This window comes from Candidatus Pantoea bituminis, from assembly GCF_018842675.1.
GTDB classification, from domain to species: domain Bacteria; phylum Pseudomonadota; class Gammaproteobacteria; order Enterobacterales; family Enterobacteriaceae; genus Pantoea; species Pantoea phytostimulans.
Window position 1 is genome coordinate 284,073 of record NZ_JAGTWO010000004.1, and the last position, 16,891, is coordinate 300,963.

Annotated in this window: 14 protein-coding genes and 4 pseudogenes; 7 read left to right on the top strand and 11 right to left on the bottom strand. The window is 50.3% G+C overall.

The window, feature by feature from the left end:
- Positions 1-251: 251 nt before the first annotated feature.
- From fis to msrP, 11 genes and pseudogenes are all read right to left on the bottom strand, one after another.
- A complete protein-coding gene (fis, locus tag KQP84_RS05065) occupies positions 252-548 on the bottom strand; it encodes a DNA-binding transcriptional regulator Fis (RefSeq protein WP_003855228.1) in 297 nt (98 codons plus the stop codon).
- Positions 549-571: 23 nt separating this feature from the next.
- A complete protein-coding gene (gene dusB, locus KQP84_RS05070; protein WP_215848212.1) occupies positions 572-1,537 on the bottom strand; it encodes a tRNA dihydrouridine synthase DusB in 966 nt (321 codons plus the stop codon).
- A 327-nt stretch (positions 1,538-1,864) separates the two neighbouring features.
- Positions 1,865-2,110 carry a carbonic anhydrase family protein gene (locus KQP84_RS05075; RefSeq protein WP_215845445.1) on the bottom strand — a complete coding sequence of 82 codons (246 nt, stop codon included), beginning with the start codon at positions 2,108-2,110 and terminating at the stop codon, positions 1,865-1,867.
- Positions 2,111-2,764: 654 nt separating this feature from the next.
- Positions 2,765-3,652 carry a 50S ribosomal protein L11 methyltransferase gene (gene prmA, locus KQP84_RS05080; RefSeq protein ID WP_215845446.1) on the bottom strand — a complete coding sequence of 296 codons (888 nt, stop codon included), beginning with the start codon at positions 3,650-3,652 and terminating at the stop codon, positions 2,765-2,767.
- 16 nt (positions 3,653-3,668) lie between these two features.
- A complete protein-coding gene (gene panF / locus KQP84_RS05085; protein ID WP_215845447.1) occupies positions 3,669-5,114 on the bottom strand; it encodes a sodium/pantothenate symporter in 1,446 nt (481 codons plus the stop codon).
- Positions 5,104-5,345 (bottom strand): annotated as a pseudogene (locus KQP84_RS05090) (YhdT family protein). Before KQP84_RS05090 ends, panF begins: the two are co-directional and overlap by 11 nt.
- A 71-nt stretch (positions 5,346-5,416) precedes the next feature.
- Entirely contained in the window at positions 5,417-6,766 is a 1,350-nt protein-coding gene (gene accC, locus KQP84_RS05095) for an acetyl-CoA carboxylase biotin carboxylase subunit (RefSeq protein WP_215845448.1), read from the bottom strand.
- An 11-nt stretch (positions 6,767-6,777) separates the two neighbouring features.
- Positions 6,778-7,239, bottom strand: coding sequence for an acetyl-CoA carboxylase biotin carboxyl carrier protein (gene accB, locus KQP84_RS05100; RefSeq protein WP_215845449.1), 462 nt, complete (start codon positions 7,237-7,239; stop codon positions 6,778-6,780).
- 25 nt (positions 7,240-7,264) lie between these two features.
- On the bottom strand, positions 7,265-7,717 hold the full coding sequence (aroQ, locus tag KQP84_RS05105; protein ID WP_215845450.1) for a type II 3-dehydroquinate dehydratase: 453 nt from the start codon (positions 7,715-7,717) through the stop codon (positions 7,265-7,267).
- Between the two features lie 231 nt (positions 7,718-7,948).
- The gene (msrQ, locus tag KQP84_RS05110) at positions 7,949-8,551 is read right to left on the bottom strand and encodes a protein-methionine-sulfoxide reductase heme-binding subunit MsrQ (RefSeq protein WP_215845451.1); all 603 of its coding nucleotides are present in this window, start codon (positions 8,549-8,551) and stop codon (positions 7,949-7,951) included.
- Positions 8,552-9,555, bottom strand: a pseudogene (gene msrP, locus KQP84_RS05115) (protein-methionine-sulfoxide reductase catalytic subunit MsrP).
- Between msrP and KQP84_RS05120 the strand changes: the two are divergent.
- The 7 genes and pseudogenes from KQP84_RS05120 (at position 9,554) to rng (ending at position 16,863) form a co-directional block, all read left to right on the top strand.
- Entirely contained in the window at positions 9,554-9,853 is a 300-nt protein-coding gene (locus KQP84_RS05120) for a hypothetical protein (RefSeq protein ID WP_215845452.1), read from the top strand. The pseudogene msrP and the gene KQP84_RS05120 overlap by 2 nt on opposite strands.
- Positions 9,844-11,792, top strand: a pseudogene (csrD, locus tag KQP84_RS05125) (RNase E specificity factor CsrD). The gene KQP84_RS05120 and the pseudogene csrD overlap by 10 nt, the downstream one beginning before the upstream one ends.
- A gap of 310 nt (positions 11,793-12,102) precedes the next feature.
- Entirely contained in the window at positions 12,103-13,146 is a 1,044-nt protein-coding gene (gene mreB / locus KQP84_RS05130) for a rod shape-determining protein MreB (protein WP_003855260.1), read from the top strand.
- Positions 13,147-13,294: 148 nt separating this feature from the next.
- Positions 13,295-14,316: pseudogene (gene mreC, locus KQP84_RS05135) on the top strand (rod shape-determining protein MreC).
- Positions 14,313-14,801: a rod shape-determining protein MreD gene (mreD, locus tag KQP84_RS05140; protein ID WP_215845453.1), complete on the top strand. Its 489-nt coding sequence runs from the start codon at positions 14,313-14,315 to the stop codon at positions 14,799-14,801. The pseudogene mreC and the gene mreD overlap by 4 nt, the downstream one beginning before the upstream one ends.
- 8 nt (positions 14,802-14,809) lie before the next feature.
- Positions 14,810-15,397: a Maf family protein gene (locus KQP84_RS05145; protein WP_215845454.1), complete on the top strand. Its 588-nt coding sequence runs from the start codon at positions 14,810-14,812 to the stop codon at positions 15,395-15,397.
- Positions 15,394-16,863 (top strand): ribonuclease G, encoded by a 1,470-nt coding sequence (gene rng / locus KQP84_RS05150; protein WP_215845455.1) that lies wholly within the window; start codon positions 15,394-15,396, stop codon positions 16,861-16,863. The genes KQP84_RS05145 and rng overlap by 4 nt, the downstream gene beginning before the upstream one ends.
- Positions 16,864-16,891: the final 28 nt, after the last annotated feature.

Here is a 16,891-nt window from a genome sequence, read left to right on the forward strand (position 1 = left end):
ACAGGACTTGTTGCTAATAAGGTCGGGAGGGATCACAAAAGCTCATAGACCGCGCAATAAGCGGCAACATAGGGGAAGAAACAGAAAGGGGAGGCAAGCAAGGCGATGAGAAAATATTACGTTTGCGATTGCAACACTCGTTACCATTAGGCGCTTGATCGTTTCACGCGTTTTTATTTGGCTTTGTTGCATAAAGCACAAATAAAAACGCCAACCCGAAGGTTGGCGTGATTAGCAGGCTGAACTAAAAATCAGTTCATACCGTATTTTTTCAATTTCTTACGCAGCGTACCGCGGTTGATACCCATCATCAAGGCAGCGCGAGTCTGGTTGCCACGGGTATACTGCATCACCATGTCCAACAGAGGCTGCTCGACTTCAGCCAAAACCAGCTCATACAGGTCACTAACGTCTTGACCATTCAGTTGAGCAAAATAGTTCTTCAGTGCTTGTTTTACCGAATCACGTAACGGCTTTTGCGTTACCTGATCTTGTGAGTTAACGGTAGAAACAGTCAGTACGTCAGAATTTACGCGTTGTTCGAACATAGTTCTTTCAGCTCTTTATTTCGTTACGCAAGATTTTCGAAGTATGCCTCCAACGCCTCCAGCTGTTCGCTGGCATCCTCAATGGCGTTGAATGTGCGCCGAAACTGGTCATTCGGGGCATGCTCCTGGAGATACCAAGAGACGTGCTTTCGCGCTATACGGTATCCTTTGCCTGAACCGTAAAAGTCGTGCAGCTCACGTATATGCGAAACAAGCAAGCGCTTCACCTCTGCCAAGGGCAGCGGAGCAAGCAGCTCCCCAGTGTCCAGATAATGCTGGATTTCCCGGAAGATCCACGGTCTTCCCTGAGCAGCACGTCCTATCATCAGAGCATCGGCTCCGGTGTAGTCGAGCACCGCTCGGGCTTTATGCGGGTCAGTTATGTCTCCATTCGCGATAATCGGAATAGAGACACTCTGCTTAACTGTCCGAATGCTGTCGTATTCAGCTTCCCCGTTGAACAGGCAGGCACGAGTGCGGCCATGTATCGTCAGGGCTTGAATGCCACAGCGTTCAGCCAATTGGGCAATCGCGACACAGTTCCTGTTTTCAGGATCCCAACCAGTACGAATTTTAAGCGTTACCGGCACATCCACTGCATTAACCACCGCGGAGAGGATAGATTCCACTGTCTCGGGGTATTGCAGTAAGGCCGAACCCGCCATTTTACGGTTAACTTTCTTTGCAGGGCAGCCCATATTAATGTCAATGACCTGTGCACCGGCATTAACGTTAACACGTGCAGCTTGGGCCATTTCGCTGGGATCGCAACCGGCAATTTGTACGGCACGAATGCCTGGCTCATCGCTGTGCACCATACGTAACCGAGATTTGTCACTCGCCCAAACTTCAGGGTTTGATGACAGCATCTCAGAAACCGCCATGCCTGCACCCATCTCATGACAGAGCGTCCTGAAAGGCCTGTCGGTAATACCGGCCATAGGCGCTGCAATCAATCGATTTCTCAGCTGAAGGTTTCCAATACGCATGAAGTCGGGATGCCATACTGTGTCTGCAAGGCGGCGTATATTACGCATTTTTTCAGGAAGATGAAAGGCCAAACTTTGAACAATAAGCATGGAAAGATCAAGCGAATCGGGATGTTGTAAGCTTACATTAACTTTTATTATTTAAATTCAACGAGTTACTGATTTACGCTGGAATTGTGAACAAACGTTTTTCCGATAAAGTTCAACAAAATGCCAGATATTAAACGTCACTTAGCGTGATTAACGATACATGTGGCGGAAGAAAAGGGTTTAGAAGAGGGTTCGGTCATGTCGCATGTCAGGATGCAGTCAGGCGACGTCAACGCTTTACTCAACTATAAGGCGATCGTCCGGTGGCTGAACCAGACGGTTATTGCCGTGATCGCCTAATAAGCGGACAAAGGGTGGTAATTGCGCAGGCGAAGCGCTTACTGAATTTTTCATTATTATCCAGCGTACGCCTTCTGAACAAGGAAATGTGGTCAGTGAGCCATTGAAGCGATAGTAATATTTATTATCTGGAATCAGTTCAGCGAGACTCAATGGTTTATTAAGCATTTTCTCTTGATTCACTTTAGAAGGATCATGCTTTTAAACCGCCTCAACAGCAGGTTTTACTTGACCTGCTTCGAACGTGACACCGATAACGGGCAATTTATCTTGTTCGCTTTCAATAACAAAATGCATTTCTAACGAGAGAGATTTACTCTGGATGCGCTTTTCACTTGCCGTATGGAAATGGAATGGGCGTAATGTAAAAGTCTCTCTATCTCATTTAATTGTGCCGCCACCTTTAATACAAACCTGAATAGTATGACCATTATTAACAATGTTTTTTTGGCATAATAGTCCAAATTCAGAGGATTCAGCGTGCCGTTAACCACGCTGATAATATCAACAGGCAACTGATTTACCGTGGTTTTACAGGTTCAATAAGCAGCACCTAAATCACCCTAATGCTCAGGGGAGTGAATATTATGGGCATAGGTTAACGGTGCCAGAACCAGTAATAGCGCAGCCATGCTCAATTTAAATTTCTTATTTTAATTGAATAAAAAACTGAAATTGCGGTGCCGGTTGATGGCCCTATAAATAGTGATGGCGCTGTACCTGTGCGGGGAGTTTAATGGAGAAATTGTAAGGAAACGCCCTGTGATTTATACCCAAGGCGTTTTGAAAAGGGTCTTATTATCGCGCGCTAACAGACTTGATAATGAGCCTAAATTATTAAGCGTTGCGTTTTACGCCGGTAATTCGACACCACTCTTCTTTAACGGCAACCGGATCCAAATCGAACTGCTCTATATAAGCTTCACACACACCTTCAGCTTGGCTTTCCAAAACACCCGATAAGCCCAAATGGCCTCCTTGTTTTGGCAGCACACTGATCAGCGGCGCTAATTCACGCAGCGGACCCGCAAGGATATTCGCGACCACAACGTCAGCTTGAAGATTCTCTGGCTGTTGGTGCGGCAGATAAAGAGAAAGTCGTTCAGAAACGCCGTTACGCTCCGCATTATCGCGGCTGGCTTGAATCGCTTGCGGATCGATATCAACACCAATCGCCTGCGCTGCACCTAATTTCAAGGCGGCGATCGCCAGGATCCCTGAACCACAACCGAAATCGATCACAGTTTTACCGGTTAGATCCAATCCATCCAGCCAAGCCAGGCATAGCGCGGTTGTTGGGTGTGTTCCGGTGCCAAAAGCCAAACCGGGGTCAAGCATCACATTAACTGCGTTGGGATCCGGCACATCGCGCCAGCTTGGGCAAATCCACAAACGCTCGCCAAAACGCATTGGGTGGAAGTTCTCCATCCATTCACGTTCCCAGTCTTTATCTTCAATCTGTTCGATCTTGTGGCGGAAATCAGCTGCTAATACCGGATGTTGTGACAGCTCAGCGACTACCGCTTCCATATCCGTTTCTGCGTCAAACAAACCAATCACGTCGGTATCGCCCCACAGGCGCGTTTCGCCCGGTAGCGGTTCGTAGACGGGTGTGTCATTGGTGTCCTGAAAAGTCACTGACACCGCGCCTGTTTCTATTAACGCATCGCTCAGCGTCTCCGCATGTTCACCTGCGCTATTAATTTTAATTTGAATCCACGGCATAATGTCTCTCTTTAATTCAGTGTGGTGGCGCATCAACCGGTTGCGGGACACGTCCAAATAGATTGCCGACTAAAAATGCCAGCAGACTTAAAAGCAGGGCAGGTACGATGGGATGAAATCCCCCTATTTGCCAGTTCAGGCTCGCCAGAAAAGCGTAGCAGCTGCCACCAACCACCATACCGCTGATCGCACCTGCGGCATTTGCGCGTTCCCAATACAGACCCAAAACCAGAGGCCACAAGAACACCGCTTCCAGGCCACCAAAGGCCAGCAGATTGAGCCAGATAATCATATCGGGCGGATTCCAGGCGGCGACCAGCAGCAGAATACCGAGCACAAAAGTGATGGTGCCAGACAAGGCGCGCAGTCGCGCTTCATTTTCCATTTGGTGCGGCGCAACACGCAAATAAAGATCTTTTACCAGCGTTGCTGAAGCCTGCAGCAGCTGCGCATTAATCGTCGACATGATAGCCGCCATGGGCGCTGCCAGAAAAATTCCAGCGGCTAACGGTGGAAGCACAGTAATCATTAATGTTGGAATCACGCTATCGGGCACCGTGAGATTGGGCAAAACGGCCCGACCTAAGGCACCCGCCAGATGCATGCCAAGCATCAAGATCACCACTACGATAGTGCCAAGAATAATCGCACGATGTACTGCTTTGCTGTCTTTATAGGAGATACAGCGTACCGCGGTGTGCGGCAGGCCAATAACGCCAAAGCAGACCAGCACGGTAAACGACGTGAGAAAGGTAGGGTTAATAATATCGCCCGGCCCTTCCGGCGATAGCAGTTTAGGATCGATGGCATGAAGTTTTTCTACCGCTGCGTGTAAGCCACCCGCCTGATGAATAACGGCAAACAGCAGCAGAAAGGTACCAATCAGCATCACTACGCCTTGCATAGCGTCGTTGAGTACACTGGCGCGAAAACCACCAAAAGCGGTATAGAGCGCAACGGTGCCGCCAAAAATGAGCAATCCAGTGTCATAAGGAATGCCGGCCGCTGTTTCGAGCAGGCGTGCACCACCAATAAACTGGACGGTCATCGCCCCAATAAAAGCAATAAGAAGGCTCAGGCTGGCTAACCAAATAAGCAGTGTGCTGCCATAACGCGCATAGAGCATGTCATTCAGGGTTACTGCGTTGTATCGTCGCGCCAGGATAGCGAATTTTTTGCCTAATACGCCTAACGAAAGCCATACCGCTGGAACTTGCACCATCGCCAGCAGCACCCAGCCTAAACCATATTTATAGGCTGCGCCGGGGCCACCGATAAATGAGCTGGCACTGATATATGTAGTCGTAATGGTCATCGCCAAGACAAATCCGCCCATCGAGCGGTTACCGAGGAAATATTCAGTAAGGAAATTGCCTTGGCGCTGTTTACGCGCGGCAAACACCGACAGAGCGGCGATCCCCACCAGGTAGGCTAATAAAGGAAGGACAATTTCAGTTTCCATTTTCATCCTCCAGCGACATATTGCGGAATATCAGCCGCACCATCAACCAGCATAAAAAATGAACAGCAGCGGCGCAAAAACGCAGGAAAGTTCGAACCAGCGAGGCAAGCCAATAATGCCGATTTGATTACCGCCCAGCCAGGCAGATAAGCCCCAAACGACTAGCCAGGCCAGCGTCAAATACAGCGACCAGCGCGCTTCTTTATGTGCCTGTAAAAAGCGAGGATCCATCATTCACCCCAATCCCAGCGGCAAAAGAAAAAGGCCGGATTAACCGGCCTCTCATTGTCTCAGCGTTGCGTTTATTTATCGTGCAGGCCGAGTTTTTTCTCCAGATAGTGGATGTTGGTACCACCGTGCTGGAAGTTTTCGTCGGACATGATCTTCATCTGCAGCTCGACGTTAGTCTTGATGCCGTCAATGATCAGTTCCGCCAGCGCGTTTTTCATGCGCGCAATGGCCACGTCACGGGTTTCACCGTAAGTGATCAGTTTGCCGATCATAGAATCGTAGTACGGCGGCACACTGTAGCCAGCGTAGATGTGCGATTCCCAACGTACGCCAAAACCGCCCGGCGCGTGGAAGCGGGTAATTTTACCCGGACTCGGCAGGAAGGTATTGGGATCTTCGGCGTTGATTCGGCACTCAACTGCGTGACCGCGAATCTCTACGTCAGATTGCTTGATCGACAGCGGTTGACCGGCAGCGATACGCAGTTGCTCTTTGATCAGATCGACGCCAGTGATCATCTCAGTAACCGGATGCTCAACCTGAATACGGGTATTCATTTCAATGAAGTAGAATTCACCGTTTTCATACAGGAACTCGAAAGTACCTGCGCCACGATAGCCAATTTCGATACAGGCTTTAGAGCAGCGTTCACCGATAAAGCTGCGCATTTCAGGCGTGATGCCTGGCGCTGGCGCTTCTTCAACGACTTTCTGGTGACGGCGCTGCATAGAGCAGTCGCGCTCGCCGAGATAGATGGCGTTGCCCTGACCATCGGCCAGTACCTGAATCTCGATGTGGCGCGGATTCTCCAGAAACTTCTCCATATAAACCATGTCATTGTTGAAAGCCGCTTTGGCTTCCGCTTTTGTCATGTTAATGGACTCTTCCAGATCTTTGTCACTGCGCACGACGCGCATGCCGCAGCCGCCGCCGCCGCCGGAGGCTTTGATGATCACCGGATAGCCGATGCGCTTCGCGAAGGCACGGTTCTTTTCCATGTCGTCGGTCAGCGAGCCGTCAGAGCCTGGTACGGTTGGCACGCCTGCTTTCTTCATCGCGTTGATAGCGGAGACTTTGTCTCCCATCAGGCGGATAGTGTCCGCTTTCGGGCCGATGAAGATAAAGCCTGAGCGTTCAACCTGCTCGGCAAAATCGGCGTTCTCAGAGAGGAAGCCGTAGCCGGGATGGATCGCCACGGCGCCGGTGATTTCCGCTGCGGAGATCAGGGCCGGGATGTTCAGGTAACTTTTGACCGACTGAGCCGGGCCGATACAGACGGTTTCGTCCGCCAGCAGCACGTGCTTGAGGTCACGATCCGCGCTAGAGTGCACCGCTACGGTCTTGATGCCCAGTTCTTTACAGGCACGCAGAATACGCAGCGCGATCTCACCACGGTTAGCAATTACAATTTTATCCAGCATGGTTCGCCTCGTTATTCGATGACGACCAGCGGCTCGTCGAATTCAACCGGTTGACCGCTTTCCACCAGGATCGCTTTCACCACACCAGACTTATCGGCTTCGATCTGGTTCATCATTTTCATGGCTTCAACGATGCACAGCGTATCGCCGGCATTCACTTTCTGACCCACTTCGATGAAGGCTTTGGCATCTGGGCTCGGGGTGCGGTAGAAAGTACCGACCATAGGAGAACGCACGATGTGGCCGCTGATTTCCGCTGGTGCGGCTTCCGCCACGGTAGCAACCGGTGCAATAGCGTTAGCCAGGGCAGGTTGCGGAGCAGGAACAGCATAAGCCTGCTGCATCATCGGATAACCAACATTTGCAGGTGCACGACTGATGCGAACGGACTCTTCGCCCTCGGAGATTTCCAGCTCGGAGATGCCAGACTCTTCAACCAGTTCGATCAGTTTTTTAATTTTACGAATATCCATGAGTGGGGTTCCGTACTCAGTTTGATTAATTTGTTTGAGACAGGCGTTTTACTGCCGTTTGTAAAGCCCATGCGTAGCCGTCAGCGCCAAGTCCACAAATCACGCCAGCAGAAACATCAGAAAGATAGGAATGATGACGGAAGGGCTCGCGAGCATGCACGTTTGAGAGATGCACTTCGATGAACGGAATATCTACCGCCAACAGTGCATCACGCAGTGCTACGCTGGTATGCGTAAACGCGGCAGGATTAATAATGATGTAATCCACATTGCCTTTGGCCTCATGAATGCGATCAATAAGCTGGAATTCAGCATTGGATTGCAAGTGGCTTAACGTCACATTCAATTGGTTTGCTTGCTGCGTCAGATCGGTGACAATCTGATTTAGCGTGGTGTGACCGTATTTCTCAGGCTCGCGCGTTCCCAGCAAATTAAGGTTGGGACCGTTTAAGAGCAGAATGTGTAATTTATGCGCCATCTTGCTGCCATCTCCCGCAATCATTGAGGCATCGCGTAAAATACCTTGCCTCTCTTCGTTTGTCACCCGTCAGGGTAAAAAGAAGACATGGCTTGCAATAAAGCCGGGCATTATATCCGTTTCGTAGCATTTCGCAGCAAAATACTGGTCTTATCTGCGAAGATGATTGGACGTGGCCCAAGGGCCACATCTTTTATCAGAGAGTAGAGGCAGAAAACAACGCAGGAAGGGTTAAAAAGGCCACCATTTAATGAATTTTTTGTAACGCCACGCTAATAGCAGTGCAGCAATACCGGCATAAATCAACGGTTGCGGCGACACAGTTTTCACTGACCAAATGTAGTGAATAGGTGCCAGTATGGCCACGATATAGATGCAGTTATGCAAAGTTTGCCAGCGTTTGCCGAGCTTGCGCTGCATACGTTGAAATGAAGTGACAGTAAGTGCCAGCAGTATCAACCAACAAATAATTCCCAGCGTAAGATAAGGACGGGAAATTAATTCGCTCCCCAACAAACGGAGATTATCAACGCCAAGTTCCAGCAGGTAGTAGCTCAGTAAGTGAAGGCAGGCCCACACAAAGGTCCAGACGCCAAGCAGGCGGCGTGTGCGGATCAACAGCGGCTGTTTAGCGTAGCGAGTCAAGGGTGAGACCAACAGCGTTGCCAGCAGCAATTTAAGCGCCATACGGCCAGTAAAATGTTGGATATCCTTGGCTGGGTCAGCGCTCAATCCTCCCTGGCTGGCTGCCAGGAAAAGATAAACCAGCGGTAAAAATGCCACTAAATGCAGCACCACCTTTAGCCAGGTAATCTGCTTAATAGAAAGGCGCACTCAATAATTCTCCCGCAGATCGAGTCCACGATAGAGCGAGGCGACTTGATCCGCATAACCATTAAACAGCAGTGTTGGCTGACGCTCGACTTTCAAGGATCCGCCGGGACCAATAAAACGCTCGGTGGCCTGCGACCAGCGTGGATGATTTATATGCGGGTTCACATTGGCATAAAAGCCATATTCGTTGTTGGCGATCTGGTTCCAGGTTGTCGGTGGCTGCTCACGCGTTAACGTAATTTTGACGATCGATTTAATCCCTTTGAATCCATATTTCCACGGCACGGTCAGGCGAATTGGCGCACCGTTTTGAGGGGGCAACGCCTTGCCATAGACGCCAGTACTGAGAAGGGTCAGCGGATGCATGGCTTCATCTAAGCGTAATCCTTCAACATAGGGATAGTTCAGTCCGCCGCCAATAAACCGATCTTTTTGGCCCGGCATCTGGTCTGGTGCATAAAGTGTTTGAAAGGCGACAAAACGCGCATTGCTGGTGGGCTCCGCAAGACTAAGGAGTTTATTTAACTCAAAACCAACCCATGGAACGACCATCGACCAAGCTTCGACACAGCGCATGCGATAGATACGCTGCTCCATAGCAAAGCGTTTAAAAATCTCATCCATGTCTAACGTAATGGGTTTAGCCACTTCACCGTCTATCGTCAGTTTCCATGGATCGGTTTTCAGTGTGCCAGCGTTAGCGGCAGGATCCGCCTTATCCAGACCAAATTCATAGAAATTGTTATAACCCGACACTTTATCTTCTGGCGTTAATGTCAGATTATTTTGATATTGCTCGGGTTTACTGAAATCCAGGGGCGGCCAGCCGGTGCTGCAGGACGATCGTTGCCTTTAAACCAACTGAGGATATCTGCATTCGCCATACTGGGTACGCTCATGGCCGCAGCACTCAAACCTAAAGTTTTCAAGACCTGACGGCGCTGCATATTAAAAATACTTTCAGGGGTAACGTCGTTTTCAGTCAGGCTTTTGGTTGTTTTCATGCTCTATTCTCCAGACTCGATTTTGTCTTCCAGCATGGCTAAAAACCCTGATGCTGGCGAATTTCGCCGCGAAAATGTGAAATTTCCTGGCAAGCCTTGCCAATCAGAATACACCGAAAAGTTTCGCGATAAAGTTCAGCTGTCATCTGCCAGCGGTATACTGATCGCTCACACATTGCAACGCTGCCGCCTGACGCAAATTATGCTATTTTGCTCGCGTTTTCATCGGCTCGGCGATGCCATACAGGAACGTGATCTGGTTATCACCGCAGTAATACAGGCACAGGGATGCGATTAACCACCAAACTATCCGCGTTTATTACATTTCTCAGCGTACTGGCGATGTTACTTATGCTGGTAGGCTGTGCTTTCAGCGTTTTTTGGCTGAGCCATCAGCGGGTTGAAAACAGAGTACAAGTGCTGGCGACCGAAGTGGATAAATCACTTTTTAACCAAACACCCGATCAACTCAACGGCTGGCTATCTCGCTTGATGCCGGTCATGAATGCCGAGCAACTCACCTTGCACAGCGGTAGTCACACGCTGCTCACACTCTCTCGCCACGAACATCAAATGATTGAAGATCAACCCAATCGTTTTATTCAATTTGATGTGCCATTAATGCACCAAACAGGCGTGAGTTTACGTGTCCTGATGCTCGATCCGGCGAAAACCTGGCTGCGTTCTATTACCGCGGCTTATACGCTTGGTGCCTTACTCTCCGTTGTGCTGGTGATGAGTCTACTGTTGTTCATTATGCATCGCTGGTTAACCCGACAATGGCGAGGCATGGAACATTTAGAAGTGCGTGCAGATGCAATTATTGAAGGTGAGCGCCAGATAATGCGCAACAGCCATATCGACGAGTGGCCACCCAAAGCCAGTCGTGCGCTGGACGTGCTGCTGACAGATTTACAGGAAGCGGGTGAGCAGCGGCTTCGCATCGATACCCTGATTCGCACATTTGCCGCTCAGGATGGCCGCACAGGTTTGAATAATCGTCTGTTTTTCGATAACCAGCTGGCTACGCTGCTTGAAGATCAGGAGGCTGTCGGCACGCACGGGGTGGTTATGATGGTGCGCCTGCCCGATTTCGATATCCTGAATGAAACACTGGGTCCCTCCTTAGTCGAAGAATATCTTTTCGATCTGGTCAACATGTTGTCGACTTTTGTGTTGCGCTATCCAGGCGCGCTGCTGGCCCGTTATTTCCGCAGTGATTTTGCCGTATTACTGCCGCATCGTAGCTTAAAAGAGGCGAATGGCATTGCCGATAAATTGATTAATGCTGTCGATTCGCTGCCACCCATGCGCATGGTGAATCGTGACGATCTGATACATATCGGTATCAGCGCCTGGCACAGCGGACAAAGCGTGCCGCAGGTAATGGAAAATGTCGAAATGGCGACACGGCGGGCAACGCTACTTGGCGGGAATAACTGGTCGAATGGCGAAGGCAATCCTCTTGATGCCGGGCGAGGTAGCGTGCGCTGGCGCACTTTATTGGAAAATACGCTGAGCCGCGGTGGGCCACGCTTATATCAAAAACCTGCAGTGAACAGAGAAGGCAAGGTGCAGCACCGGACAATGCTGACGCGCATCTTTGATGGCGATAAAGAGGTGCAAGCGGCAGAGTATATGCCGCTGGTACAGCAGCTCGGCATGGCAGAGATTTGGGATCGCCAATTAGTGACGCGAATCGCGGCTTTATCAGAATGGTGGCCGGAAGAAACGCTGGTCATGCCTGTGAATATAGACTCTTTGTTACAGCGTTCTTTTGTGCTCTGGCTGCAGAATATGCTGCTGCAATGTCCAAAAGGACAAAGAAAACGATTTTTATTTGAACTTGCCGAGGCAGATGTATGTCAACACATCAACCGTTTAACGCCAGTTTTTCGTGCGTTAAAAGCTTTTGGTTGCCGGATTGCGGTAAGCCAGGCTGGATTGACGGTGGTAAGCAGCGCCTATATCAAGCAATTACCGGTGGAATTGATCAAGCTTGATCCCGGCTTAGTTCGCAACATTGAGCACCGAACTGAAAACCAGCTTTTTGTGCAGAATTTGATGGAAGTGTGTAAATCGACGCATACCCAAGTTTTTGCCACAGGCGTACGAACGCGCGCCGAATGGCAAACGCTGGTGGGCTTAGGTGTAGCAGGGGGCAAGGCGACCTATTTGCGCCATCTCAACCGGTAAACAGTAACGTTAAAAAGTATTCTCAACGTTATCGTATTTAGCCCATTGCGCCGCTTTATAGGCTTTACACTCGCTTTTTTGCCAATGAACCTAACGCAGAGTCCAGAATATCTGGCCGGAAATGTTAAAGTTTATGTCGAAGCTCTTCTGAAACATTGCAGCTAAAAGCGGCTAACAAGGCGTCATTTCGCCATTCCGCTGGTGCAGAAGCCTCGTACAGATAACTTAAACGCAATTTGGCGTGTTTTTTCACCGAAGCAGAACGTTTTTGCGCCTTGTGGCAGCTTCGTGTGGTTGGTAAAGTAAGCGGATTTTATTTTCCGCCCCCAGCTTGCAGGATTATCCCTTAGTATGTTTAAAAAATTTCGTGGCATGTTTTCCAATGACTTGTCCATTGACCTGGGTACCGCGAATACCCTGATTTATGTGAAAGGACAAGGCATCGTGCTGAACGAGCCCTCCGTGGTTGCTATCCGCCAGGATCGAGCCGGTTCACCGAAAAGTGTTGCGGCCGTCGGTCATGACGCAAAACAGATGCTTGGCCGTACGCCAGGTAATATTGCAGCCATTCGCCCGATGAAAGACGGCGTTATCGCTGATTTCTTCGTCACCGAAAAAATGCTGCAACACTTTATTAAACAAGTGCATAGCAACAGCTTTATGCGTCCCAGCCCACGCGTGCTGGTCTGCGTGCCGGTGGGGGCGACGCAGGTAGAACGTCGTGCCATCCGCGAATCTGCTCAAGGTGCTGGTGCGCGTGAAGTGTTCCTGATTGAAGAGCCAATGGCTGCGGCAATCGGTGCTGGCCTGCCTGTCTCTGAAGCAACCGGTTCAATGGTGGTTGATATCGGTGGCGGTACGACAGAAGTGGCTGTGATCTCCCTGAACGGTGTGGTTTATTCCTCTTCCGTGCGCATCGGTGGTGACCGCTTCGATGAAGCTATTATTAATTATGTGCGTCGTAACTACGGTTCATTGATTGGTGAAGCGACCGCAGAACGTATCAAGCATGAGATCGGTTCAGCCTATCCGGGCGATGAAGTGCGTGAAATTGAAGTGCGTGGTCGTAACCTTGCTGAAGGTGTACCGCGCGGCTTTACGCTGAACTCCAATGAAATTCTTGAAGCGTTGCAAGAGCCACTGACCGGTATCGTTAGTGCGGTAATGGTTGCGTTGGAACAATGTCCGCCAGAACTGGCGTCTGATATTTCCGAACGCGGCATGGTATTGACCGGCGGTGGTGCGTTGCTGCGTAATTTGGATCGTCTGCTGATGGAAGAAACCGGTATTCCGGTGGTTGTCGCAGAAGATCCATTAACTTGCGTAGCACGCGGCGGCGGTAAAGCACTGGAAATGATCGACATGCATGGCGGCGATCTGTTCAGCGAAGAATAATCGCCTCAACCGGCTGAGACCGTGAATTATCATGCGCAGGGAATAGCGTGTAAACCGGCGCGGCACGCGTCGGTTAGATACGTCCAGCCCAAGGGAGTACGGTCATTACCGTGCTTCCTTACCTGTTGTCGAGGAACACGCAGATTATATGAAGCCGATTTTTAGCAGGGGGCCTTCCCTGCAGTTGCGTCTTTTTTGGCGGTGATTGTGGCAATAGCTATCATTATTGCCGACAGCCGTGTGAGTTCATTCAATCAAATACGCAACTATCTGGATACGTCGGTCAGTCCGTTTTACTTTCTGGCTAACGGGCCACGCCAGCTTTTAGACGGCGTGTCAGAAACGCTGGCATCGCGTCAGCAGCTTGAGCTGGAAAACAAAGCCTTACGTCGCGAACTCTTCCTGAAAAATAGTGACCTGTTAATGCTGGGGCAATATAAGCAGGAAAACGCACGTCTGCGTGAACTGTTGGGTTCACCGCTACGTCAGGATGAGCAAAAAATGGTGACGCAGGTGATCTCCACCGGCACCGATCCTTATACCGATCAAGTGGTCATCGACAAAGGCAGTGTTAACGGTGTTTATGAAGGTCAGCCCGTTATCAGTGATAAAGGCGTAGTAGGGCAAGTGATTGCCGTAGGGCAAGTCTCGAGCCGCGTGTTGCTGATATGTGATGCCTCACATGCGTTACCTATCCAGGTGTTGCGTAACGATATTCGTGTTATTGCGGCCGGAAATGGCTGCACCGAAGATCTGCAACTTGAGCATCTGCCAGGTAATACTGATATCCGTGTAGGTGATGTGTTAGTCACATCAGGATTAGGCGGGCGCTTCCCGGAAGGTTATCCGGTGGGTGTGGTCTCTTCCGTGAAAGTGGATACGCAACGTGCTTACACTGTGATTCAGGCGCGTCCAGCCGCAGGTTTGCAGCGTCTGCGCTATTTGCTGCTGCTGTGGGGAGCCGATCGCAATGGGGATATGCCTATGGCGCCGGCAGATGTCCATCGTGTTGCTAACGAACGATTGATGCAGATGATGCCGCAAGTTTTACCGCCTGCGGGAGAAATGGGTCCACCCGCACCTGCTGTGCAGATGGGACCTCCAGCACCAACGCGTAACGAAGGCAACACACAAGGTACGCCAGCCCGCTCACGCGGAGGTCAGCCTTGAGTCGATATCGCAGCCAGGGACGTTGGGTTATCTGGCTGTCTTTTCTGGTTGCTCTCATCTTGCAAATCATGCCATGGCCGGACCAGCTCTATATGTTCCGGCCTTCATGGCTTTTGTTAATTCTCATCTATTGGGTTTTAGCGCTACCGCATCGGGTAAACGTAGGTAGTGGATTTTTGATGGGTGCAATCATGGATTTGATTGCCGGTTCGACGCTCGGTGTACGCGCGTTAGCGCTAAGCATCATCGCCTACCTTGTAGCCTTTAAATTCCAGCTTTTCCGTAACTTAGCGTTGTGGCAGCAGGCGTTAATGGTTATGGTGCTGTCGCTGGCGATGGATGTGATTGTATTCTGGGCGGAATTCTTAGTGATCAACGTCTCATTTCGACCCGAGATTTTCTGGAGCAGTGTCGTCGACGGTATTCTCTGGCCTTGGCTATTCTTATTAATGAGAAAGATTCGTCGTCAGTTCGCTGTTCAATAAGGAAATTTATGGTATCCCTTTATTTGGCTTCCGGTTCACCGCGTCGGCGTGAGCTGTTGACTCAGCTTGGCCTCACATTTGAACGTCTCATTACCGATGTAGAAGAGCAGCGTCAGCCGAATGAAGCGGCTGATGCCTATGTTCGCCGTCTGGCGAATGACAAAGCTCGCGCGGGCGTTATGTTGGCTGAGCATGATTTACCCGTGCTGGGCGCGGACACGATCGTGGTGTTAAACGGCGAAGTGCTCGAAAAACCGCGCAACGCAGAACATGCGGCAGAAATGCTGGGCAAACTTTCAGGGCAAACGCATCAAGTGATGACCGCCGTCGCGCTGGTTGATCGTCAGCAAGCGCTGGATTGTCTGGTTACAACTGATGTCACGTTTCGAAACTTAACCGCATCAGATATTCGCGAGTACATTACGACCGGCGAGCCGATGGATAAAGCCGGGGCATACGGCATTCAGGGCATAGGTGGAAACTTTGTCCGCAAAATCAATGGAAGCTATCACGCGGTTGTCGGATTACCTTTGGTTGAGACAGGAGAGTTATTCAGCCATTTTCAGTCACTGCGTGCCTTAAGGGGACAACAATGACGGCTGAACTGCTGGTAAACGTCACGCCATCCGAAACGCGCGTCGCTTATATTGACGGCGGCATTCTGCAGGAAATCCATATCGAGCGCGAAGCGCGCCGCGGTATCGTTGGTAATATCTATAAAGGACGCGTTAGTCGCGTATTGCCTGGCATGCAGGCCGCTTTTGTCGATATTGGATTGGAAAAAGCCGCCTTCTTACATGCTTCCGATATCATGCCGCACACCGAATGCGTAGCCGGCGATGAGAAAAAGAATTTTATCGTACGCGATATTGCTGAACTGGTACGTCCTGGCCAGGATCTGATGGTGCAAGTGGTGAAAGATCCGCTGGGCACCAAAGGTGCACGTCTGACTACCGATATCACACTGCCGTCGCGTTATCTGGTGTTCATGCCTGGTGCGTCGCATGTAGGTGTCTCACAACGCATTGAAAGCGAAAGCGAGCGCGAACGGCTGAAAGCTGTAGTGGCTGATTATTGTGACGATCTCGGTGGCTTCATTATTCGTACTGCTGCAGAAGGCATCGGCAACGAAGAGCTGGCGCAAGACGCCGCTTTTTTAAAACGTTTGTGGACCAAAGTCAGCGAGCGTAAAAAGCGCAACCAAACACGCTGCCTGCTTTACGGTGAGCTGGCGCTGGCACAGCGTATTTTGCGTGATTTCACGGATGCCGCGTTGGATCGCATTCGTGTTGATTCACGTCTGACCTGCGATTTGCTGTTGGAATTTACCAGCGAATATATTCCAGAAATGGCCCGTAAGTTGGAGCTCTACAACGGCAAACAGCCAATCTTCGATTTGTTTGACGTAGAGAATGAGATTCAGCGTTCACTGGATCGCAAGGTCGAGTTGAAGTCTGGCGGTTATCTGATCATCGATCAAACCGAAGCGATGACCACCATTGACATTAATACCGGTGCCTTTGTCGGCCATCGTAATCTCGACGAAACCATTTTTAATACCAATGTAGAGGCAACGCAGGCTATTGCTCGCCAGCTGCGGCTGCGTAATCTCGGCGGCATCATCATCATCGACTTTATTGATATGAGTAATGAAGATCATCGCCGCCGCGTTCTACATTCGCTGGAAAGTGCGCTAAATAAAGACCGGGTGAAGACCGGCATCAGCGGTTTCTCCGCGTTGGGGCTGGTGGAGATGACGCGTAAGCGCACGCGCGAAAGCATTGAACACGTACTCTGTGAAGATTGCCCGGTGTGCAAAGGGCGCGGCACCTTGAAAACCGTCGAAACCGTCTGCTACGAAGTCATGCGTGAGATAGTCCGCGTTCACCATGCTTACGACGCCGATCGTTTCCTGGTCTACGTCTCGCCAACCGTCGGTGAAGCTTTAAAAACCGATGAGTCACATGCATTGGCCGAGGTGGAAATTTTCGTCGGGAAACAGGTTAAGGTGCATGTCGAAGCGCTTTACACCCAAGAGCAGTTTGATGTTGTGATGATGTAGCGTCTTGCTAACGCTGGCCCGACCAAGT